The 21,240-nt window shown below is 59.8% G+C and carries 14 protein-coding genes; 5 read left to right on the forward strand and 9 right to left on the reverse strand.

Annotated features, from left to right (window positions below; all coding sequences use genetic code 11):
- Nucleotides 1-145 precede the first annotated feature (145 nt).
- A complete protein-coding gene (locus tag KBP52_RS18820; protein WP_116028569.1) occupies nucleotides 146-349 on the forward strand; it encodes a hypothetical protein in 204 nt (67 codons plus the stop codon).
- Here KBP52_RS18820 and KBP52_RS18825 read toward each other — a convergent pair.
- On the reverse strand, nucleotides 291-1,253 hold the full coding sequence (locus KBP52_RS18825) for a LysR family transcriptional regulator (RefSeq protein ID WP_077575110.1): 963 nt from the start codon (nucleotides 1,251-1,253) through the stop codon (nucleotides 291-293). The genes KBP52_RS18820 and KBP52_RS18825 overlap by 59 nt on opposite strands.
- A gap of 190 nt (nucleotides 1,254-1,443) precedes the next feature.
- Between KBP52_RS18825 and KBP52_RS18830 the strand changes: the two genes are divergently transcribed.
- Together KBP52_RS18830 and oadA are read left to right on the forward strand one after the other, a co-directional pair.
- Nucleotides 1,444-2,859, forward strand: coding sequence for an acetyl-CoA carboxylase biotin carboxylase subunit (locus KBP52_RS18830; RefSeq protein ID WP_025112637.1), 1,416 nt, complete (start codon nucleotides 1,444-1,446; stop codon nucleotides 2,857-2,859).
- Nucleotides 2,860-2,960: 101 nt separating this feature from the next.
- Nucleotides 2,961-4,769: a sodium-extruding oxaloacetate decarboxylase subunit alpha gene (gene oadA / locus KBP52_RS18835; RefSeq protein WP_077575109.1), complete on the forward strand. Its 1,809-nt coding sequence runs from the start codon at nucleotides 2,961-2,963 to the stop codon at nucleotides 4,767-4,769.
- Between the two features lie 192 nt (nucleotides 4,770-4,961).
- Here oadA and KBP52_RS18840 read toward each other — a convergent pair whose 3' ends face one another.
- The 4 genes from KBP52_RS18840 to KBP52_RS18855 all read right to left on the reverse strand — a co-directional run bounded on the left by KBP52_RS18840 (nucleotide 4,962) and on the right by KBP52_RS18855 (nucleotide 12,047).
- Complete coding sequence (locus KBP52_RS18840; RefSeq protein WP_212620748.1) at nucleotides 4,962-7,151, reverse strand: autotransporter outer membrane beta-barrel domain-containing protein; 2,190 nt, start codon at nucleotides 7,149-7,151, stop codon at nucleotides 4,962-4,964.
- Nucleotides 7,152-7,350: 199 nt separating this feature from the next.
- Nucleotides 7,351-10,308 carry an autotransporter outer membrane beta-barrel domain-containing protein gene (locus KBP52_RS18845; protein ID WP_212620749.1) on the reverse strand — a complete coding sequence of 986 codons (2,958 nt, stop codon included), beginning with the start codon at nucleotides 10,306-10,308 and terminating at the stop codon, nucleotides 7,351-7,353.
- An 81-nt stretch (nucleotides 10,309-10,389) separates the two neighbouring features.
- Nucleotides 10,390-11,229, reverse strand: coding sequence for an amino acid ABC transporter permease (locus tag KBP52_RS18850; RefSeq protein ID WP_212620750.1), 840 nt, complete (start codon nucleotides 11,227-11,229; stop codon nucleotides 10,390-10,392).
- Nucleotides 11,226-12,047, reverse strand: a complete 822-nt coding sequence (locus KBP52_RS18855; protein ID WP_212620751.1) for an ABC transporter substrate-binding protein — start codon at nucleotides 12,045-12,047, stop codon at nucleotides 11,226-11,228. Before KBP52_RS18855 ends, KBP52_RS18850 begins: the two co-directional genes overlap by 4 nt.
- A gap of 113 nt (nucleotides 12,048-12,160) precedes the next feature.
- Here KBP52_RS18855 and KBP52_RS18860 point away from each other — a divergent pair, with 113 nt between their 5' ends.
- Entirely contained in the window at nucleotides 12,161-13,060 is a 900-nt protein-coding gene (locus KBP52_RS18860; RefSeq protein ID WP_212620752.1) for a homocysteine S-methyltransferase family protein, read from the forward strand.
- A gap of 100 nt (nucleotides 13,061-13,160) precedes the next feature.
- Here the strand turns inward: KBP52_RS18860 and KBP52_RS18865 are convergent, their stop codons facing one another.
- From KBP52_RS18865 to KBP52_RS18875, 3 genes are read right to left on the reverse strand one after another with little or no spacing between them, the layout of a single operon-like run.
- Entirely contained in the window at nucleotides 13,161-13,832 is a 672-nt protein-coding gene (locus tag KBP52_RS18865; protein ID WP_077575103.1) for a GNAT family protein, read from the reverse strand.
- A 12-nt stretch (nucleotides 13,833-13,844) separates the two neighbouring features.
- Entirely contained in the window at nucleotides 13,845-14,291 is a 447-nt protein-coding gene (locus KBP52_RS18870; protein WP_116028564.1) for a GNAT family N-acetyltransferase, read from the reverse strand.
- 10 nt (nucleotides 14,292-14,301) lie between these two features.
- Nucleotides 14,302-14,925, reverse strand: a complete 624-nt coding sequence (locus KBP52_RS18875) for an FMN-binding negative transcriptional regulator (protein WP_212620753.1) — start codon at nucleotides 14,923-14,925, stop codon at nucleotides 14,302-14,304.
- Nucleotides 14,926-15,017: 92 nt separating this feature from the next.
- Between KBP52_RS18875 and KBP52_RS18880 the strand changes: the two genes are divergently transcribed.
- A complete protein-coding gene (locus KBP52_RS18880; RefSeq protein ID WP_212620754.1) occupies nucleotides 15,018-16,571 on the forward strand; it encodes a PLP-dependent aminotransferase family protein in 1,554 nt (517 codons plus the stop codon).
- Here KBP52_RS18880 and KBP52_RS18885 read toward each other — a convergent pair.
- Nucleotides 16,528-21,120 carry a DUF6543 domain-containing protein gene (locus KBP52_RS18885; RefSeq protein WP_212620755.1) on the reverse strand — a complete coding sequence of 1,531 codons (4,593 nt, stop codon included), beginning with the start codon at nucleotides 21,118-21,120 and terminating at the stop codon, nucleotides 16,528-16,530. The two genes, KBP52_RS18880 and KBP52_RS18885, sit on opposite strands and share 44 nt — an antisense overlap.
- Between the last annotated feature and the right edge of the window lie 120 nt (nucleotides 21,121-21,240).

Here is a 21,240-nt window from a genome sequence, read left to right on the forward strand (position 1 = left end):
GTGTGGGAGTGAGCCTGCTCGCGATAGCGTCCTCAAAAACACCACAACCCTGAGCAAGTTTCATCGCACTGTCATCCACACGCAGCCAAACCGTCATCCCTCCCGCCTATCGTGAAACTCCCGTCATCGCCTTGGGAGACTCGAAATGGCTCAGCCCTACGAAGAACGCAACAGCGCCGCGAAAACCCGTCGTCAGCAGGAAGACCAGCGCCGCATGGAATTTCGCCGCGCTATCGAAGATCGCTTCGAACTTCGTCAGCTTCAAGCCGAAATCGGCGATTTTCCCGAGATCACTCACTGGCAGGCGGCACCCGCAGCTTCCCGTCGAAACGCTCAACCAGCGCGCTGATCTGCACCCTTTCGCTGCGGATAAACGCCAAGAAGGCGTGCGCCACCGGTGACAAGCGTTTGGCCTTGGCTTGCACCAGGCACCAGCTACGGAACAGCGGCAATTCATCGACCGGCAACTCGACGAGGCCGCCGGTCGCCAGCTCCAGGTTCAGGGCGTGGCGCGTCAACAGCGCCAGGCCCAGACCCGCCTGCACACATTCACGTTGTGCTTCGGCCGAGGCCACTTCCTGGGTCTGGGTGAAGTGCACGCGTTTCTCTTTGAAGTATTCTTCGCAGGCCAGTCGCGTACCCGACCCCGGTTCGCGGATCAGCAGCGTGTAAGGCTCCAGATCCTGCAAACGCAGCGGGCCCATGTGCGCCAATGGATGATCCGGGCGCGCCACGGCAACAATCGGGTTGTTGAGGAACGGCAGGAATTCCAGGCCCATGTCCTGCGGCACCATCGACATGATCACCAGATCATCGCGGTTATCCGAAAGCCTGCGGATCACCTGGCCACGGTTGACCACGGTCAGTTGCAGATTCACTTCCGGGTGCTGACGCTTGAACGCGGCGAACAGGTGCGGCACGAAATACTTGGCGCTGGACTCCACCGCCAGTTTCAACTGACCTTGCAGCGAACCCTGCATGTCCGACAGCTGCATATCGAGGTTTTCCAGGCGCCCGAAAATGTCTCGACTGGCACGCTGAAGGGCTTCAGCGGCTTCGGTCATGTAGAGTTTTTTGCCGACATAATCGAATAATGGCTGGCCGATCAGCTCCTCGAGCTGACGAATCTGTAGGCTGACGGCCGGTTGTGTGAGCGACATTTCCTCGGCTGCGCGGCTGTAGGAGCGTAAATCACACACTTCGTTGAAGATCTGCAGTTGACGCAATGTCATACGCATCAAGGACTTACGCATTTTTCACAGGCTCTGACGGCTGGCGGATGTTTCAACTATAAGTCTTTGCTTATGCATGACCCAATTTTTATTCATTTTTGTTAATCCCTCATGAGCGCTAGTGTGGACCTGCGACTAAATTGAAACATTTGGTCACGCGTCGACCTGGGTCTAGCAGGTCGTGGTGCCACCGGCTCAAGGGAACCTCCAAGTGATAACAAAGATCCTGATCGCCAACCGTGGTGAGATTGCCGTACGAATCGTGCGAGCCTGCGCCGAAATGGGCATTCGCTCGGTTGCGATTTTTTCCGACGCCGACCGCCATGCACTGCATGTGAAGCGTGCGGACGAGGCCCACAGCATCGGTGCCGAGCCACTGGCCGGTTACCTGAACCCGCGCAAGCTGGTGAACCTGGCGGTTGAAACCGGCTGTGATGCACTGCACCCCGGCTATGGTTTCCTCTCGGAAAACGCCGAGCTGGCAGACATCTGCGCCGAACGCGGAATCAAATTCATTGGTCCGTCGGCCGAAGTCATCCGCCGCATGGGCGACAAGACTGAAGCGCGCCGCAGCATGATCAAGGCTGGCGTACCGGTGACGCCGGGCACCGAAGGCAACGTTGCTGACATCGAAGAGGCCTTGGCCGAGGGCGACCGTATCGGTTACCCGGTGATGCTCAAAGCCACCTCCGGTGGTGGCGGTCGTGGCATCCGTCGCTGCAACAGCCGCGAAGAACTCGAACAGAATTTCCCTCGCGTCATCTCCGAAGCGACCAAGGCCTTCGGTTCTGCCGAAGTGTTTCTGGAAAAATGCATCGTCAATCCCAAGCACATTGAAGCGCAGATCCTTGGCGACAGCTTTGGCAATGTCGTGCACCTGTTCGAGCGTGACTGCTCGATCCAGCGCCGCAACCAGAAACTCATCGAAATCGCCCCGAGCCCGCAACTGACTCCGGAACAGCGCGCCTACATCGGCGACCTGTCGGTGCGTGCGGCCAAGGCAGTGGGTTACGAGAACGCCGGCACCGTGGAGTTCCTGCTCGCCGAGGGCGAGGTGTACTTCATGGAGATGAACACCCGGGTGCAGGTGGAGCACACCATCACCGAAGAAATCACCGGGATCGACATCGTCCGCGAGCAGATTCGCATCGCCTCCGGCCTGCCGCTGTCGGTGAAGCAGGAAGACATTCAGCACCGTGGTTTCGCGTTGCAGTTCCGCATCAACGCCGAAGACCCGAAGAACAACTTCCTGCCGAGCTTCGGCAAGATCACCCGCTATTACGCCCCCGGTGGTCCGGGCGTACGCACCGACACGGCGATCTACACCGGTTACACCATTCCGCCATTCTACGACTCGATGTGCCTGAAACTGGTGGTCTGGGCACTGACCTGGGAAGAGGCGATGGACCGTGGCCTGCGCGCCCTCGACGACATGCGTCTGCAAGGTGTGAAGACCACCGCCGCGTACTACCAGGAAATCCTGCGCAACCCGGAATTCCGTAGCGGCCAGTTCAATACCAGCTTCGTTGAAAGCCACCCGGAACTGACCAACTACTCGATCAAGCGCAAACCCGAAGAGCTGGCCCTGGCCATCGCTGCCGCCATCGCCGCCCATGCAGGCCTATGAATGAAACAGCTGCGAGCTTTTAGCTGCAAGCGGCAAGTAAAAGCAGATTGGCTTTTTCTTGCAGCTCGTAGCTTGAAGCTTGCCGCTATGAGGAGATACCAATGACTAAGAAGATCTTCGTTACCGACACCATCCTGCGCGACGCTCACCAATCGCTGCTCGCCACCCGCATGCGCACCGAAGACATGCTGCCAATCTGCGACAAGCTCGACAAAGTCGGCTACTGGTCGCTGGAATGCTGGGGCGGCGCGACGTTCGACGCCTGTGTTCGCTTTCTGAAAGAAGATCCGTGGGAGCGTCTGCGCCAACTGCGCGCGGCGCTGCCTAACACCCGCCTGCAAATGCTCCTGCGCGGGCAGAACCTGCTCGGCTATCGTCACTACAGCGACGACGTGGTCAAAGCCTTCGTTGCCAAGGCTGCGGTCAATGGCATCGACGTGTTCCGTATCTTCGACGCGATGAACGACGTGCGTAACCTGCGCGTGGCCATCGAAGCGGTGAAAGCTGCCGGCAAACATGCCCAGGGCACTATCGCTTACACCACCAGCCCGGTGCACACCATTGATGCGTTCGTGGCGCAAGCCAAGCAGATGGAAGCCATGGGCTGCGACTCGGTGGCGATCAAGGACATGGCCGGTCTGCTGACCCCGTACGCCACTGGCGAACTGGTTCGCGCGTTGAAAGCTGAGCAATCGCTGCCGGTGTTCATCCACTCGCACGACACGGCGGGTCTGGCGACCATGTGCCAGCTCAAGGCCATCGAAAACGGCGCCGACCATATCGACACCGCGATCTCCAGCTTCGCTTCGGGCACCAGCCACCCGGGCACCGAATCGATGGTCGCCGCACTCAAGGGTACTGAGTACGACACCGGTCTGAACCTCGAGCTGCTGCAAGAGATTGGCCTGTACTTCTACGCCGTGCGCAAGAAGTACCACCAGTTCGAAAGCGAATTCACTGCAGTCGACACCCGCGTGCAAGTCAACCAGGTGCCGGGCGGGATGATCTCCAACCTCGCCAACCAGTTGAAAGAGCAGGGCGCCCTCAACCGTATGGCCGAAGTGCTGGCGGAGATCCCGCGTGTGCGTGAAGACCTCGGCTTTCCGCCGCTGGTGACCCCGACCTCGCAGATCGTCGGCACCCAGGCGTTTTTCAACGTGCTGGCCGGCGAGCGCTACAAGACCATCACCAACGAAGTGAAGCTCTACCTGCAGGGCGGCTACGGCAAGGCGCCGGGCGTGGTCAACGAAAAACTGCGTCGTCAGGCCATCGGCAGCGAAGAAGTCATCGATGTGCGTCCGGCCGATCTGCTCAAGCCGGAAATGACCAAGCTGCGTGCCGACATCGGCGCACTGGCCAAGTCCGAAGAAGACGTGCTGACCTTTGCGATGTTCCCGGACATCGGCCGCAAGTTCCTCGAAGAGCGTGCCGCCGGCACCCTCACGCCGGAAGTGCTGCTGCCGATTCCGGAAGCGGGCGGTGTGACCAAGGCGGGCGGCGAAGGCGTGCCGACTGAGTTCGTCATCGACGTTCACGGCGAAACCTATCGCGTCGACATCACTGGTGTCGGCGTCAAGGCTGAAGGCAAGCGTCACTTCTACCTGTCCATCGACGGCATGCCGGAAGAAGTGGTGTTCGAACCGCTCAACGAGTTCGTTGGCGGTGGCAGCAGCAAGCGCAAGCAAGCCTCGGCCCCGGGTCACGTCAGCACCACCATGCCAGGCAACATCGTCGATGTGCTGGTCAAGGAGGGCGATACCGTCAAGGCCGGCCAGGCTGTGCTGATCACTGAAGCGATGAAGATGGAAACCGAAGTCCAGGCAGCGATTGCCGGCAAGGTCACCGCGATTCATGTGGCCAAGGGTGATCGGGTCAATCCGGGTGAAATTCTGATCGAGATCGAAGGCTGAGATAACGGCCGCGATCCAACGCTTTAAACCTCGGGGGGGCATGTGCTCCCCTTTTTTTATGCGGAATTTGTCTGCATCACATGAGGCTTATGTGGGAGCCTGCTCGCGAAGAGGAGTGTCAGTCGATATTTATTCAACTGACAGATCGCATTCGCGAGCAGGCTCGCTCCCACAGTGACGATGTTCAGTCCGTCAGAACGCCATGCGCCATTGGCCCATCACACCGTGAGTGCGGCTGTCAGTGGCCATTTCACCGGTGAGACCAACGCCGACAGAGTGATTGGCTGACAGCCCCAGATCGAGGCCGGCATCCACCGACAGACTGTTTCGATCCAGCGCGGCACCGGCAACCTCAAAGCGCTTGCCACCCTTGACCAGTTGCTGGCGGGTGTCGCTTTCAATCTCGCCAAAGGTGTGTTTCCAGCCGGCACTGAAGCGCGGCGTCAGCGTCATGCCGTTATCCAGCCGATTGATTTTTGCCGTGCGCAGACCGAAGGTGCTGCTGAGGTTGTCGCGGGTTTGCCCAAAGACTTTCAGTGCCGCATCTCCGCCTTTTTCGCTGTAGCTGTCGCGCTGGTAGCGCTGATAACCGACGCTGGCGAACGGTTCGAGCGTCGCGTTGTGCCGGCCAACATTGACCGCCAGTTCGGCAAAGGCTTGCTGAGTGTTGGCGTCATAGTTGCCCTTGAGGCGATCGCTGAAGCCGTTGAAGGCCACGCGACGTTTGCTGTCGCCGTCATGGCTGGCATAGGTCGCCCCGAGACGCAGTGAGAACGGTCCGTCCTGACGCACGGCGTAGGCACCGAGGTGCCAACTGTCGAGGTCGCCATCGTATTGCCGAGCGTCCAGTCTGGTCTGCGATTTACCGCCGATCAGGCCGATATGCCATTGCTCATCGAGCCGCCAGTCGGCGCCCATGACCAGACCTTGGGTCGCGTGTTTGAGGGTACTGTCGAACTCGCGGTCGACCTTGCCGCCATGGCCGAGCGCCTGAATCCACACCCGCCCGGAATCGGCACCGCCGGCGGCCTGACGCGGCGAGTTGCCGGAACCGTAGGCCGAACCGTAACGGCTATTCAGTTGCTGCATGGCTGAAAGCATGCTCGCGCTCACCGGAGTGATACTGCTCAGCGTGGCTTTGGCGAGGTTGGCATTGCTGCCTGCGGCGAGTTGTTCGAGGGCGACCGGAGCGGTGGTTTTGTCGCTGGTCACAAGCGCGGCGACTGCTGCGTTTGCAGGTTTTATTGGCGCAGGTGCGGGCTGTTCGGCGGACTCGTCAACTTGCGCAGTAAGAGGTTCGTCCGACATTGGCGAAGGGGCAGACTCTGAAATGGGAGTCGGTGCTGAAGTCGAAACAGGAACAGGAACAGGAACAGAAATTGGAGCTGGTGCAGAAGCCGTCAATGGCGTTGGTGTCGCTGATGGCGCAGGTGCTGTTGGATCGACAATGCCCTCGGCAGCGGCACGAGCGTTGTCTGTCGTGGCAGCGTTCGAAAGCGGCTCACCGTTACGGGCGTAAGTCAGCCCGACGGACTTTTTGTTGTATTGAGGTGTGGCTGTCATGAAGGCGAGGTCGTTAATGACCGTACCGAACTCGCCTTCTACCTTGGCGGCTTCGAGGATTTTGTACTGTCTGCTTTGCGGATATTCTCCCGGAGCCGCAACGACTTTCAGGGTGGCGCCTTCCAGCCTGGCAGTGCCATCGACCTTGATCGTTTGACTGCCACTGGGCGTGACCTCATAAGCCAGTTCGGCGGTCGGGGACAAGCGCAAGTCGCCTTTCACGCGCGGGCTGCCGAGTACCCCATTGACGGTGAGCAGGCCGGCGACCTCCAGGCTTCCCACAACACCTTTACCGGCAAAGCTGCCACCGCTCTCGACATAGACGTCGCCCTTGATGCTCCCCAGGTTGGTCAAAGCGGTACCGCTGTTTACCAGCACGCCTTCCTTGAAGTCTCCCTTGGAGCTCAGCGTCCAGTCGCCCCGGTTGAGGAGCAGGCCGTTGAAATTACGTGTGTCTTTCAGCTCACCGCCTGCAGCCGCATCCAGGAGCAGGACGTTATCCCCCGCGCCACCATCCAGCAGGCCGGTAAAACTTGCGCCGTCCGTGAGCCTGATCAGATCGTTTACAGCGGTACCTGCAAAGCTTTCTTCAGGGGTGTTAAAAGCGATAGGCACCGTACCTGGGTCATTGAGAAACCCCTGAAGCCGTTCGAAAGCCATTTGTTTAGGGTTGGTTTTGGACGGTTCCGGCGCATTCATTACTGCTGGTGAATCGGCGACTTCAGAGGGTTCCTGAGCGATGGCAAGCTCTACGCAAGCCAGCGCCAGCGAAATGGCCAAAGCCAAGTGTTTTGGTTTGAAAATGTGTTGAACGGGCATTGAGTCCAGCCTCTTTTAACGGGAGACCCAACTCTATTGATGCCCCAAAAAATCCGATGTCGGCTGCTTCCCGTAGGCTTGCAGGCGACATCGGATCATTTTGTAGAAAATGTCCGAGAGATCCGCAACCAGGATTTTTACTCGGTTGCAGCGTTCCCTTTTCCTACAACCATTCAAGACCCCGCCGGCTGTTCAATCCTCAAAAACTCATCTGCCACTGCCCGATCAAGCCGTGATTGCGGCTGTTGCTGCCGATCTCGCCGCTGTATCCCACACCCAGGGTATGCCGCGCGGAAATCCCCACATCCAGCCCGGCCTCCAGCACCAGGCTGTCACGATCCAGCGAGCTGCCATCGACACTGAACGCCGTGCCGCCAGTCACAAACGCCTGACGCGTCGAGCTGCCGACATCGCCATAAGTGTGTTTCCAGCCAGCAGCCATGCGTGGGGTCACGCTCATGCCGTTGTCCAGGCTGCTCAAGTGCGCCAGGCGCAGGCCGAAGGTGCTGCTGAAGTTGTCTTGGGTCTGGCTGTCGACTTGCAGCGCGGCGGCGCCACCTTTTTCCTGGTAGCTGTCGCGGTGGTAGCGCTGATAACCGAGGCTGGCGAACGGCTCGGCGCTGAGGTGGCCACTGCCCATGGCGTAGCCGACTTCGGCGAAGGCTTGCTGGCTGTCGGCGTCGTAATCGCCTTTCGGGCGGTCGCTGAAACCATCGAAGGCGATGGTGCGTTTGCTTTCACCCTGATGACCGCTGTACGCCGCGCCGAGACGCACGGCGATCGGGCCGTTTTGATGCAGCGCGTAGACGCCGGCGTGCCAGCTCTCGACGTTGCCGTCGACGCCGGTCGCATCCAGATCGGTTTTCGAATAGCCGCCCAGTACGCCCAGACGCCACGCTGAATTAAGTGACCAGTCGGCACCCAACACGCTGCCCTTGGTGCGTTGCTCCAGGCCGCTGCTGCCGTGTTCGCCATCGAGCTTGCCGTAACCGCCAATGCCTTGCAGCCAGAGGCGGCCGCGCGCATTCGGGTCATTCAGATTGCGTGCTTCGGACGGCACGCGATTGGCCGCCAGCACGGGGGTGTCACGCTGATCGAGACCGACCAGCAGCCCCGGGCTGCCGCCCATTTGCTGCATCGCCGAGAGCATGCTGCTGCCGACCTGACTGCTGGCGCCGAGGGTGGCGCTGGTCAGGTTGGCGTTGCTGGCGCCGGCCAACTGCTCGATCGCCGCGCCAGCGCTGCTTTGGCTGGTATTGAGCACGGCGTTGTACAGCGCGCCGTTTTTGCCGATCGAGGCGAGGCTGTTGGCGGCGTTGCTGCCGTTGCCTGTCTTGGCGAATTCATTGAACGCCACGTCATTGCGGGTGTAGGTCAGGTCAACCTGGGTAGGCGTGTAGGCGAGGGTCGGCGTCAAGAATGCGTAGTCGCTGGTGACTTTGCCGAAAGTGCCGTTGACCTGTGCCGCTTGCAGCACGGTGTAGTGGCTCTGCCATGGATACGTGCCGCTGCCGGGATTCACCGCGAGGGTTGCGCCGTTGAGATTGGCGATGCCGCCGATCTGTACCGGCGCGCTGCTGCCGTCGGCGTTGACGCCGTAAGCGAGGGTGGCTGTGCTGGCCATGTTCAAATCGCGAACGATGGTTGCGCGACCGAGGCGGGTGTCGGTGCGCAATGTGCCGTTGACAGTCAGGCTGCCCACCGAACCGCCACCGGCATACACACCGCCGGCATCCACGGTCAGGTTGCCGGCGATGCTGCCCTGGTTGACCAGTGTGGCACCGTTGCGCACCGCGCCGCCGTCGCTGAAATCGCCGCTGCCGGTGAGCGTCCACGCACCTTGTTCGACCTCCAGCCATTCGAAGTTGCGACTGGCGCCGAAGCTGCCACCGGCCGCGTCATCCATCACCACTCGGTCGTAACCGCTGCCGCCATCCACCACGCCGACAAAGCGACTGCCGTGGCGCAAGGTCAGGCTGTCGTTGCCGCCACCCAGATCCAGCGCCAGGCCATTGCTGCCACTGATTGTGCCGCCGTTGATGACGCTGTCGGCGAACTCGCCGACGAATTTCACACCAAAACCATTGAGGCCTTGGATGGTGCCGAAGTTCTCCAGCGTGGTCGCCGCCAGTCCCGAGCCGCCACTGCCATCGTCGACCAGAATGGCGCTGTCGGCACCGCTGATCAAAGCGTTGCTGGCGTTGAGAATGTAGCCACCACCGAGGGCAATACCTTCGCTGCCGTTAGCGAAACCGCCCTTGTCGACACCACCCGCACCGACGCCTTGAATGGTCCCGTAGTTTTCGATGTGGGCGATCTTGTCGATGTCCACGCCATCGCCGTCACCGTTCGCTTGCAAGCCTGAGTAAGCGCCAGTAATGGTGCCGTGGTTGATCACGGTGCCATCGCCATCGGAACCGAAGCCGGAACCATTGCGGCCGGTGATCTGCCCGTAGTTGATCAGCGTCGCGCCAAGGTCGGTGGTGATGCCATGCCGGCCGCCGGAAATCACTCCGTAGTTGGTCACGTTGACGCCGCTTGCGGAATCGATATCGATGCCGTCGAACTTCTCGTCGGCATTGTGCGAATCGCCGGTGGAAATCTCGCCGTAGTTGGTAATGGTCGCGTTGGCGCCGGTCTTCATGCCGTCGCTGGCATCTCCGCGAATCAGCCCGCCAGCGCGGTTGATGATGGTGGTCTTCACGCCGGCACTGCGCAGCGCATCGAGGTCCAGACCCTGGCCGGTGGTGGAGCGAATCACGCCGCTGTTGTCGATCAACAGACTGCCGCTGACGAAATTGCTGTCGATGCGCAACGCATCGTTGGCGCCGAGAATCTGCCCACCGCTGCGGTTGTAGATGGTGTAGTTGCGTGCCTTGCTCAGGTCGCCGCTGCTGTCGATCGCGCGGCCCCCCGTGGAAATGATTTTGCCCGCGTTATCGATCACTACACCTACGCCGCTGGTGCTGTCCTTCAGGCTTACCGTTTTGCCACTGTTGATGATGCTGCCGGGTGCGGAAATCGTCAAAGTGTCGCTGCCACCCAGCGTTTGTGCTGCCGTGGTGGCGGTGTCGATCTGCACGGTTTTGCCGTGGGCGGTGGTGGCGGTGATCAACAGGGCAATGGCGAGGGACAGACGCTGGGGCGGGAACGGCATAAGTGGACGGCCTTCTTGTTATAAGCGGGCCGTCCTGTATAGCGAAGGGTTTTTACAGAATGATGTCTTTGAGGTGATGAGTCACTGATCGCGCCGCACGTAAGCCTTGCCGTAATGCCGCTCCATGCGTGCCTGAATCAACTCCAGGCCAATCGACATCAGCCAGTAAATGATCGCCGCCGTCGTCAGCATTTCGATGTAGCGGTAGCTTGAGCGCCCGTATGACTGGGCGAGAAACATCACTTCCCAGACGCCCATCACCGAGATCAGCGACGAGTCCTTGAGCATCGAGATGAACTGGTTGGTGGTGGGCGGGATGATCGTGCGCATGGCTTGCGGCAGGGTGATGCGCCAGAAAATCACTGTCTCGCGCATACCCAGTGCCAGCGATGCTTCGCGTTGGCCGTGGTCGACACCGAGGATGCCGGCACGAAAGATTTCGCTGAGATAGGCGCCGTAGTTCAGTGAAAGGGCAATGATGCCCGCGACGATGGCGCCGGGCACGATGCCCAGTTGCGGCAAGCCCAAATAGATCAGCAAGATCTGGATAAGCAGTGGCGTGCCGCGAAAGAACGAGGTGTAAAAACTGGCGATGCCGAACGCCACCGCGCTTTTCGACAGGCGTGCCAATGCCGTGATGAAGCCCAGCAGGGACGAGGCGACAATCGAGCACACACAGAGGAAAAGCGTCAGCGCTGCACCCTGCAAGAAACCGTTGGGCGCCAGGTGCAGGCCGACCAGATTGGGCAGTTTGTCGAGGATGATCGAGAACTTCAGGTCGAAGCTCAGGAAGAACCCGGCGAACAGGCAGAACAGCGTTGCCCAGGTCAGGTACAGCCGCGTACGAAACCCGAACATCCGTTGCAGGCGTGATTCAGCCACCGGTTGCGGTTGCTGTGGCGGTGTCGGGAAAGAAGTCATTGGCTGATATCAGCGCCGATCCATTTTTGCGACAGCTTGCTCAGGGTGCCGTCCTGCTTCAGTTGCGCGAAGACTTCACGCACCTTGGCGTCCCATTGCGCGTCACCCTTCTCGATGGCCACCGAGTTCGGCTCCGCATACAGCGGCGTGCCGGCCAGTTTGAAGCGTTTGTCCTGGTTCAGACGTGGCTGCGCGGTGACGAGGTTGGTGAGGATCGCATCCAAGCGCACGCCGGCGCCCAGGCCCAAATCCTGGAAGGCGACGTTGTCGGTATCGTACGGCGCGATCTGCACGTCTTCGAACGGGTACTGCAACTGCTTGTCTTCGGCACCTTCGATAACCAGGTTCTTGTTCAGATAGCTTTCGTAACTGGACGCGCTGGTGAGGCCGACTTTTTTACCACTCAAATCCTTGGCATCGTGAATCCGCTCATCCTTGGCGTTGACTACGATCACTGCGGGCGAGGCGTAATACTCCACCGGGAAATCGAACACTTCGGCGCGGGCCTTGCTCGGCGTCATCGAGCAGATGCAGATATCGTAGCGCCCGCTCCAGCGGCCGGCGGCAATGACGTCCCACGACGGCGTTTCCAGTCGCAGCTTGACGCCTAACTTGTCAGCCACGGCTTTGGCGACATCAACGTCGAAGCCATCAAGTTGATTCTGGTCATTGAGAAACGAGAACGGTGGATAGCTTTCCATCAGCACACCGACCAGTTCTTTTTTCTGCTCGATACGATCCAGCGTGGCGCCAGCAAAGGCTTGAGTGGAAGCGGCCAGAATCGTCAGGCCCAGGGCCAGTAGCGGTTTAAATTTCACAGTCGATCCCTGGGTAAAAAAGAGGTTGTTTTTAACGGAATGGTGCGTATTAAATAGTTATAAGAACGACTCTGATAGTGAGTTATTTTCATAAGCATATGAGTGAAAAGCATATGGGCGCAGGCAGCACGATTATTCTCGATGGCGGCATGGGCCGTGAGTTGCAGCGCGCCGGGGCGCCATTTCGTCAGCCGGAGTGGTCGGCGCTGGCGTTGAGCGAGGCGCCGCAAGCGGTTGAGGGGGTGCATGCCGCTTATATCGCCAGTGGCGCCAATGTGATTACCACCAACAGTTATGCCGTGGTGCCGTTCCATATTGGCGAAGAGCGCTTCGCCGCTGAAGGGCAGGCGCTGGCCGCGTTGGCCGGTGAGCTGGCGCGACGTGCGGTGCAGGCCTCCGGGAAATCCGTGCGAGTGGCTGGCTCATTGCCGCCGCTGTTTGGCTCCTATCGTCCGGATCTGTTCAACGCCGACCGAGTGACCGAGTTGCTGGCGCCCTTGGTCAATGGCCTGGCACCGCACGTTGATCTGTGGCTGGCGGAAACCCAGAGTTCGATCATCGAGGCGCGAGCCATTCACGCCGGGTTGCCGAAGGATGGCAAACCGTTCTGGTTGTCGTTCACCTTGAAGGACGAAGACACCGATGAAGTGCCGCGCCTGCGCTCTGGTGAGCCGGTCGCCGAAGCGGCTGCGGTGGCGGCTGAGTTGGGCGTCGAGACGTTGCTGTTCAATTGCAGTCAGCCGGAAGTGATCGGTGGCGCGATTGATGCGGCGCGTGCAACCTTCGAGCGTCTGGGGGTGAAGATAAACATTGGTGCTTACGCCAATGCGTTTCCGCCGCAGCCAAAAGAAGCCACGGCCAATGACGGGCTCGACCCGTTGCGCGAGGATCTGGATCCGCCGGGTTACTTGCACTGGGCGATTGACTGGCAGCAGCGCGGTGCGAGCCATTTGGGCGGGTGCTGCGGGATCGGACCGGAACACATTGCGGTGCTGGCGCAAAAGCTAGGCTGAAAATAGATCAAAAGATCGCAGCCTGCGGCATTTCCTACAGGATGAACGTCAATCCCGTGTAGGAGCTGCCGCAGGCTGCGATCTTTTGCTTTTCAGGTAATCACGATCGGCATTCGACCAAGCCTTTCACCTGCCCGTCGGGCGTCTGATTTTCATCCGACAGCCACCGCTCGAATCCTGCCGCAATCGCCGGCCACTCGCCATCCAGAATCGAGTACCACGCAGTGTCGCGGTTCTGGCCCTTGACCACCATGTGCTGACGGAACACGCCTTCGAAGCTGAAACCCAAACGCTCGGCAGCGTACTTGGAGCGGGCGTTGCCGTTGTTGCATTTCCATTCCAGGCGGCGGTAGCCGAGGTCGAAGGAGTGTTTGGCCAGCAGGTACACCGCTTCGGTGCTTCTCGGCGAGCGCTGCATTGGCGCGCCGAAGGTGACGTGGCCGATTTCGATGCGACCCTGGGCCGGGACAATCGACATCAGGCTGAGGATGCCTTGCACCTGATTGGTCGCGCGGTCTATGACAGCGAAGAAATACGGGTCGCTGGCGGCCGCATGGTTGTTCAGCCAAGCGTCGAAAACGCTGCGTTCCGGGAACGGGCCGTAGGGCAAGTAATCCCAGAGTTTCGGGTCGGCGCCGGGGCCTTCGAGGGCGGCGAACAGCTCGTCGCCGTGGCGCGCCGGGTCGAGTCTTTCCAGGCGAATGAAACGGCCTTCAAGCAATGTGGCGGTGGGGGCGGGGACGCCTTTCCAGTCAGCGAGTGATGCGGTCATGTACGCGTCTCCTTAAATGGCTTTGCGAAACTGGATGAAGCCCGGGCGCTCGGCGATGCGCTCGTAGAGCTGGATCGCGGTGGCGTTGGTTTCGTGGGTCAGCCAGTGCACTTTGCCGCAACCGTCAGCCTTGGCCGTGGCGTAAACGTGTTCGATCAATTGGCGGCCGACACCGCTGCCACGGGTTTCCGGCACTACCAGCAGATCCTGCAGGTAGCAGGAGTTTTCGATGCTCCAGTTCGAGCGGTGATAGATGTAATGCACCATGCCCACCGCCTTGCCGTCGGCCCAGGCCAATGCCGCGTGGGTCGGTTCGCTCGGGTCGAGGAAACGCTGCCAGGTGCTGTGCGTCACCGCTTCCGGCAATTCAGTGTTGTAGAAACGCAAGTAAGCCTGCCACAGCGGTAGCCACACAGCGTGGTCGTCGGCGCTGACCTGGCGAATGTCGATCTGACTCATGGGAATTTCCTTAGCGCATCAATCGGGCGAGGGTTTGATCATTGATTTCCGGGCTGGCAGCGAGGCCTTCGCGCACGCCGGCAATGTCTTCGGCGCTGCGGTTCTGGCTGAGTTTGCGCTTGCCTTCGAGACGGTCGATGGGAATGGCGAAACCGACAATCGCCTTGAGCATGCCGTCGATGTAATCGGCCGGCGCATCGGCAACTGACCACGGTTGTGCGCGGCCGGCTTCATGGCGGTCGGTGAGGGTGCTGACGATGTCGAGCAAACGCCCACCATCGCTGAAGGTTTCGGCGTGGCCATAGGCGTGCACGGCGATGTAGTTCCAGGTCGGCACGACTTTGCCGTGCTCGGCCTTGCTCGGGTAAAAGCCCGGGCTGACGTAGGCATCGGCGCCGGCGAAGATCAGCATGGCTTGCGCGCCGTCGCGCAGGTCTTTCCATTGCGGGTTGGCGCGGGCCAGGTGCCCGTAGAGCGTGCCGTACTCGCCTTGTTCGCAATGCAGCAGCACCGGCACATGGCTGGCTTGCAGGCCGTTTTCGCCGTGAGTCACCAGAATGGCGAGGCGGGTGGCGAGAATCAGTTCGTGCAGTTGGGACAGGTCTTCGATGGCAAAGGCGCGTGGCGTGTACATGGACAGATTTTCCTTGGCGAATGCCTGCATCGTAGGCAGGCTATTGGTCTGTTGTAAGAGCCATTGATGACCAATTTCATAGGTCCATTGTCATGTCCGATTCGCCAACGATGTCCATGCCATTCAACCCCGCCGGTATCGAGCTTGATCGTCGCCAGGGTTTGAGTCGTCAGCTCTATCAGGCGTTGCGCCTGCGGGTATTGGATGGACGGCTGGCGAGCGGCACGCGGTTGCCGGCCAGTCGCGATCTGGCGGCGGCGTTGGGGATTTCCCGCAACAGCGTGGTGCGCGCCTACGATCAACTGTATGCCGAAGGCTTTATCGAAGGGCGGGTAGGCGATGGCACCTACGTCGCACAATTGATGCCGGTAGCGAGCCCTGCGAAAAAATTATCCACAAAAGTATCCACAGGGTTTTCAACAGGCTTACCCACAGCCTTATCCACAAATTGGCTGGATTTACCTGTGATTCCATCCAGTAAAGTTATCCACAGTGATAGTTTTTCGCGCATCGAAAAGAACCATTTGGCCCGGCCACCGAGTGGTCCGCCACGAGCATTTCGGGTGGGTGTTCCGGCGTTTGATCTGTTCCCGTTCGAGGTGTGGGCCAAGCTGAACGCGGCTTTCTGGCGTAAACCGGATCTGGAGCAGCTGTGTTACGGCGATCCGTCCGGCGATGCGCGTCTGCGTGCAATGATCGCTGCCTATTTGCGCAGTTCGCGCGGCATGCAGTGTTCACCTGAGCAAATTGTGATCACCAGCGGCGCGCAGCAAGGCATTAGCCTTTGTGCACAGTTGCTGGTGGCGCCGGGCGACGCTGTGGCAATCGAAAATCCGGGCTACCGCGCGGCCGGTCATGCGTTCGCCGTGGCGGGTGCTCGTTTGCACGGTATTGCCGTGGACGAAGAGGGCATGGATTGCTCGGCGTTGTCGGCCACCGAGAATTGTCGGGTGGCGTATGTGACACCCTCTCATCAGTACCCGACTGGCGTGGTGATGAGCCTGGCGCGACGTCTCGAACTGCTCGCCTGGGCCGAGCGTAGCCAAGGCTGGATCGTCGAGGACGATTACGATGGCGAATACCGCTACACCGGTGCGCCGCTGGCGCCTTTGGCGGCCCTCGATCGACAGGGGCGAGTGCTGTATGTCGGCACCTTCGGAAAAGTCGCGTTTCCGGCATTGCGCCTTGGTTATCTGGTGCTGCCACCGGCGCTGGTCGATGCATTCTCGCAACGCCGGGCCGTCGATGTCCGCCATTCCGAGGTCAGTACTCAAGCGGTAATGGCCGAATTCATGGCCGCCGGGCATTTTCAGCGACATATCCGACGCATGCGCCGCGCCGCCCTGAGCCGTCGCAATACCTTGCTCGACGGCTGGCCGAGCGCCATTGCCGGCGTGGGCGACTTACCCGCTGTCTCGGCCGGACTGCACTTGACCGTGGCGGTCGACAGCATCGAGCGCGAGCAGCAACTCATTGAGCAAGCCGCCCGCGTCGACGTGGAGATCAACGGCTTGAGCAGCTACTGGCTGCCCGATTCCACGACGCTTCTGGACCAGCGTGCCGGGCTGGTACTGGGTTTTGCTGCAGTCCCTGAACCGGCAATCAAAGCGGCGCTGACTCGGTTGCGACAGGTGTGGCAGGTGTGAGAAACAGCGCTCGCGCAGACTTGTCGGAAATACCGCTGCGATGGACTTCGATCAGCGCCTGATTACTCAGAAAACGCGGCTCATAGGCCCCCCTCATATGCCGTTGCGCCACGGTTTTCATGTGGCCAATGGGGAACGGGGCGACGGGCGCTTGTGCGCTGCTGTAATGGAAATGGGCGTAACACAACGCCTTGTGGGTGTGGGCGTCGCGAATTTCATATTCGTCGAGAAAATCCCTGGCCTGACCTTTGAGCCGATGCCGAGTCACGGTTTGTGAAATTGTCACTTCCCCCTTGTCCTTCAACCACTGAATCCCGGCGGCGGTCGGCAGTTGTTGCTTGACCATCCTGATACGGGTGCTGGTGCCTTTTTCTTCAAGGGTTCGAGCGGCCGCGTCAAGCCTGTGGCCGAGCGCTTCGGTCGGCTTTTTCAGGTCAGCAGTCAGATTGCTGCCGGTCAGTGCTTCGTCGATTGCCGCGTTGGCTTCTCGCAAAGCGGCGGCATGGTTGTGGTATTGCTCCTCGATTTCGACAGGAATCCGTGGTCCTCGTTTGAGTTGGGCTTCGATACGTCGATGGAACGCGGCCAGACCGTCGAGCAGGGCCTGGCCTTCAAGGGTGCTGTTGTTGAGATCAGGGCTGATCTTGGGCGGCTTCGTTGTGGCTTTGCGCTGCTCGACCCAGACACCGGGTGATTCTTGCTCAAACGTGGCGATGACGCCCGTCAGCGGGGTGCGCACTTCCACTTGATCGGTGTCCTGGCCTTCGAGACTTTGTTTGCGCTCGCCGACCAGCGTGCGCCTGGATTTGGTTTTGAAGATCTGGCGTGCCGAGGTTTGCCTGGAGGGACCCGCTGCCGGTTCCAGCAAGTGTCTGTAGCGCAGCAAGTCGGCCAGTTTTACATCTGTGCGAGCCTTGAACGCGTTGACCCGACTGCGCACATGCAGCAGTCGTTCGGTGTTGATCTGATCGGGGTAGTCGATCAGCAGATCGCCAAAGCGTTGATCGATCGAGGTAAATTGTTCGGCAACATTGCTCAAGGCATCCCTGCGTTCACGCAGGTTGTCGAGGCTTTCATCGACGGTCAGATTCAACGCGCTCTGGATGTTCAACGCAGCGTCTTCGATGAGCGTGGACAAGGCCTGATGGGCGTTGGCGCTCGTGGTCGAGTCACCGGCCTTGATGCAGATCTCCTGGCCGAGACTGATCTGTAACAGTTTGAGGTCATTCAGATCATATTTGGGCAGCACCTCGCGATAGGTGTGAAGCACCTTGACCGCATCACTTCCCAGCAGCAGCAGCTCGTCAAAGCGGGTCCGCGCCGACTCTATTTTTTCAATGATGGCCTGGGTCTGATCGGTCATTGTTTCGAACGTCTGAACAAACGCCTGTACGGCGAAACGGCTTTCATCGGCAAGCATTGTCTGCATCGTCTTCAGGCTCGCCTGGAACTCCGTGGCATGCAGTTGGAGCCATTCCTGCCCGAGAAACAACTGCATTTCCAGGCGCTCAATCATGGCTTCCCGGTAGTTGGGAATGGGTTGCTTGTTATTCAGCGCTTTGATCTGTTCGATGCTTGTACCGTATTCCTTGAGCTGTGAGTCGAGGGTCTCCAGATACCGCTGACGCGCTTGCGCACGGTCTTGCGTTGGCGCGTTGGTGAACGCCTCGTGGTCGGCGTCACGCTGAGTGCCTTTGTCTTTCATCGTCTTGTCGAAAGCCTTGATGGTGATGCTCAGCTGTTTCGCGGTTTTTTTACTGAAGTCCTGAGATTTCTCAAGCGCTGCATCGAGTCCGCCGCCGCGCAAACGCAAGCGCAGATCGACCACCCATTGACCGTTGGCGGTACGGCTCAGCAAGGGGCCGAGACGCCGCGTGGGTTGGCGTGAGTCGATGATCTGAACATCCACGTGTTCATTGAGCGTGACTTCGAACCAGCGTTTGCCGACGGGTGCGAACCATTGTTTCTGGCGAGCATGCAGGTGTCTGTGCGTGCCCTCGCTGGCGGCATCGCCGATGCCCCTGGGTTTGGCAATCTGAAAACTGTCGAGCAACGTGGTCAGCGCGACGGGCGATCGCTTCAGTGCGGCAAAAGGGTTGATCGATATTTCATGAGCGCCGGGCAGTTCGCTGCCGGAGATATCCGGCAGCCGTAATGCTTTGCTGATGACGGGGGGAGTGGTGATGGCCTTGGTGGGCTCCTCCAGAGTGACCGATTGGTTTTGCGGCTTGTCACCGACCGCTGCGCGATGGGCGAGCACCATGCCCAATGCCAGAAGAATGTCGGTGATAGCTGTCCAGGCGATCTTGCCGGATTGCTCATTGGCGCCGTCGCTGATCTCTTGCAGGTCGTCCATGATCTGCCAGATCCACGCCGCTGTGCCGACGCTGTCCCCGAGGAACGGCAATGCCGCGTTGAACAGCATCCAGCCGCCGTGTTTCAGCGTGGCCCAGCGCGCTTCTGCATCGGAGACCGACTGGCGATCGGCCTGGGTCATCAGCGCCTGGACGTTGCTGTTGTGCAGCGTCGCCAGCACATCGTATTCAATCGTCGCAGTCGCCAGGGTAACGGGGCCGGACATGTCGAGGGCGGTAAAGGGGTTCACCAGCGATTGCGGGATCGTCCAGACCGAAGGCAGTCGGGCGGTGAAGACGAACTGGCTGTAGCTGAAGCGCACATCGTCCGGCAACCAGGCCAGTACCGACTCGCGCAGATGTTGCGAATGCTGGATTTCGTACAGCAGGTTGGCGTGAGAGGGGAACTGCATCAGCGCCATTTCGAACAGCGGCCGGTAAAGCACGCAGGGGCCCTTGTCGACGTCGCGTGGGCCGATGACGAACATGTTGTTGACGGTGTCTGCTCGTGAAGTGCTGCGATGGGCGATGAACGCCAACGGACGAATGACGATTTCCTCGCGATCAACATGACGTTCATCGCCGCTGCCAGCCAGTGCGGCAGCCACATAGCGGTAGCCCTGATCAGTGATACCGGCCTTGCCTTGTATTTTGTGTTGCAACGCCAACAGTGGCAGTTCGATGGGCAACTGGCTGGTGTAGAGGCCTTGTAGCCTCAGCGCTTGCTCGCTGTCGTCGATCAACAGGTTTTGCAGGTGTGCGATGTAGGTCTGGCCGATATCAACGGTGCTCACCAGTTGTTCCAGGTAGCTCGCGGTCATCCAGTCAGGCAACTCGCTGTCATCCTTGTAGCGTACGGTTTTATTGCCCTTTGGTCGTCCCGCGAGGTTCTGCAGGGCAAGTTCAATCAGCGACAGCGTTTGGGTCTGAGTGTTGCCCGGCAGTACGAACGTGCCCCAGACCACCAGGCTGGTGATGCTGATTTCGATGTCGTCGATCTTCACCTCGGTGGCGTTCGGATGATCCTTGAGCATCTGTTGTTTCAGTGCCGCACAGGTAAAGGCTTGCAGGCTGATGACTTCGCTCTGGAATGATGTTCCCTTGTTCGTATGCTGGATCATGGTCAGATCCAGCAGATGCCGGCTGTAGCGGGTTTGATCGGCAGGCGCGGCACTGTCGAGCCAGGCGGGCAGCATCGGACGCAAGCGCTCGATATGAGGTTTGAGGCGTGGTGTCGGTTCTCGAGGGTCGCCGACAGTCCCGGCATGCGGGTAGAGCGGGTTGGCGTTCGAATCCTGAAAGAAACTGATTTCACCGAGGGCTTCGGCCTCAAGCGCAATCAAGGTACACGCCTGATAGTCGAAGAAGTTACCCTGCGGTTCGAACAGTCGCCATTTCAGTCCGGCACCGGAGGCTCCTTTCCAATAGCGACGGGGCAAGGCTTTGCCGAGTTCATCCAGTGATTCGAAACTCTCGAAACCCTGAATCACCGAGTGCGTCATGATCCAGGTGCTTTTGCCGTCGGTACCGATCAGCACAGCCGTATCGAGGAGCGTCAGATGCTCTTGTTCGTCACCGTTGGTGCGGTCCAGATCGATCAGGCAGGCGCGTACCTGGTAGTTGCCGTTTGGCAGGCGCTGGTGTTTGTCCGGGTGCCGGTAAACCGCCTCGACCATGGCGCGCTGGTTGGTATTCCAGTCGGGATTGGCCTCGACGCTCCAGAGGTTGCGCAAGGCTTGCGACAATTGCTGCCAGCGCGGTTGTCCCGGGTAGGTGAATTCGTCCCAATACTCGACTTGCTGTTCCTTGTAGGCAATGAACAGCAAAGGTGCCAGTTCATTGAGCAGTTTACCGACGGCGCTGATTTTCACCGCCAACTGGATGGCGGCGGGCTGATCGGGTTGCAAGGTCAGGTAATGCTCGCCGTCGAGGTACGTCACGGCAGTGCCGGAGAAGCTCAGGCGCACCAGTGTGTCAGTCAGCGATTCAATCAAGTGGCGTCCGGGGACGACCTCATTATCCTGAATGACCCAGGTCGGTCTCACCACCATGGCCAGCCGTGGATCGATATCGATGTCCGGGTACAACGTCTTGAGTGCCGGTCGCAACGCTTTCGAGGCGACTTCTCGCAACGAGGGGCCGGTCACCAGTTGGGTCACGACATCGACGGCACTGGGTGAGGGGATTTCGGGCATGGGCAACTCCTGCTCTGATAGACGCGCGCGGAAAGGGCGGCGGTTTCAGGCAAGGTAGAGGCGGCCGGCAGGGCCCGTGCGGTAGATAAATATTGCAGGCAAAAAAAGACCCGCCTGAGC

It is taken from the genome of Pseudomonas sp. SCA2728.1_7, from assembly GCF_018138145.1.
Taxonomy (GTDB): Bacteria; Pseudomonadota; Gammaproteobacteria; order Pseudomonadales; family Pseudomonadaceae; genus Aquipseudomonas; species Aquipseudomonas koreensis_A.